This window comes from Streptomyces sp. NPDC006265 (assembly GCF_040613555.1).
In the GTDB taxonomy this organism is placed as follows: Bacteria; Actinomycetota; Actinomycetes; order Streptomycetales; family Streptomycetaceae; genus Streptomyces.
In genome coordinates this window covers 1-1737 of sequence record NZ_JBEXSH010001304.1, presented here as the reverse complement: position 1 = coordinate 1737, position 1737 = coordinate 1, and the positions used below count along the sequence as shown (strand labels likewise).

At 71.2% G+C, this 1737-nt stretch carries 1 protein-coding gene; it reads right to left on the bottom strand.

Annotated elements, in window-relative coordinates; all coding sequences use genetic code 11:
- Positions 1-57: 57 nt before the first annotated feature.
- Positions 58-1002, bottom strand: a complete 945-nt coding sequence (locus tag ABZ281_RS48235) for a malate dehydrogenase (RefSeq protein ID WP_356665070.1) — start codon at positions 1000-1002, stop codon at positions 58-60.
- Positions 1003-1737: the final 735 nt, after the last annotated feature.

Genomic DNA, 1737 nt, shown 5'->3' with positions numbered 1-1737 from the left:
CTCACCTCCGCGGGCCGACGGAGCGGAGTGAAAGGTACCTGCACTCATGCCGGCCAATCAGATCAGCAGGGCGTCGATCCGGGCGCGGGAGAACTCGTTGATCTCCAGGCCCTGGACGATCTCGTACGAGCCGTCCTTGGTGGTGACGGGGAAGGAGGAGATCAGACCCTCCGGGACGCCGTAGGAGCCGTCCGACGGGATGCCCATGGAGACCCAGTCGCCGTCGGCGGTGCCGTTGACCCAGCTGTAGACGTGGTCGATGGCGGCGTTGGCGGCGGACGCGGCCGACGAGGCGCCACGGGCCTCGATGATGGCGGCGCCGCGCTTGGCGACGGTCGGGATGAAGTCGTCGGCCAGCCACTTCTCGTCGTTCACGACCTCGGCGGCGTTCTTGCCGGCGATGGTGGCGTGGAAGATGTCGGGGTACTGGGTGGCGGAGTGGTTGCCCCAGATGGTGAGGCGCTTGATGTCGGCGACCGTCGAGCCCGTCTTCTTCGCGAGCTGGGTCAGCGCGCGGTTGTGGTCCAGGCGGGTCATCGCGGTGAAGCGCTCGGCCGGGACGTCCGGCGCGGCGGCCTGGGCGATGAGGGCGTTGGTGTTGGCCGGGTTGCCGACGACCAGGATCTTGACGTCGTCCGCGGCGTGGTCGTTGATGGCCTTGCCCTGCGGCTTGAAGATGCCGCCGTTGGCCTCCAGCAGGTCGCCGCGCTCCATGCCCTTGGTGCGGGGGCGGGCGCCGACGAGCAGACCGACGTTGGTGCCGTCGAAGGCGACGTTCGGGTCGTCGGTGATGTCGATGCCCTGCAGGAGCGGGAACGCGCAGTCGTCCAGCTCCATGGCCGTGCCCTCGGCCGCCTTCAGGGCCGGCGTGATCTCCAGCAGGCGCAGCTTCACCGGCACGTCCGCGCCGAGCAGCTGACCGGAGGCGATGCGGAAGAGCAGGGCGTAACCGATCTGGCCGGCCGCGCCGGTGACGGTGACGTTCACGGGAGTGCGGGTCATGGCGTTCTCCGTATGACAGCTGGCGGTGGGGCGGGGTCCCTGCCCCGGACGTTTGATCGATCTCTTGGCGTCAAGAGATCCATCCAGCCGTCAGGCTATCGCGCATCCGGGATCCCGGACGTCCGGGTCGGTGTGGCCCGGCCCACAACCCCGTTCCCGCCCGTACGCGCGTTCCCGCCCCCCACGCAAGGGGCGGCCGCCCGTCCGGGAGAGGAGGACGAAGGCGGCCGCCTGGGGGATACCGACCATGCCGGACTCCCGTGGGGGTACGGTTCGCGTGCCCCCGATTCCGGCGGGCATTCCTCCCCTTCGGGCTTTCTTCACCCGGCTCGGGCGAAGCGGTCCGGCGATGGGTGGGACGGACCCGACGACGGGCGGGGCGGCCCGGAGACCGACGGGGCGGCCCGGCGACCAGCCGGTGCGGCCGTCGACCGGCAGAGCGGCCCGCCGACCGGCAGAGCGGTCCATCGACCAGCCGATACAGCCCGCCGACCGGCTGAACAGCCCGCCGACCAGCCGACGCAGCCCGCCGACCAATCGGCGCAACCCGCCAGCCAGCCGATACAGCCGCCAACCGGCAGAGATGTCCATCGACCAACCGATACAGCCGTCAACCGGCTGAACAGCCCGCCGACCAGCCGGTGCAGCCCGCCGACCGGCAGAGCGGTCCGGCCCCCGACGCTGGACCGTCCGTACACGGCCGGGCGAGGCGGAACCAGCCGTCAGCCGAGGAGC

Coding starts and splice junctions, on each gene's coding strand:
- ABZ281_RS48235 (WP_356665070.1), bottom strand. CDS start 1,002: ATGACCCGCACTCCCGTGAACGTCACCGTCACCGGCGCGGCCGGCCAG.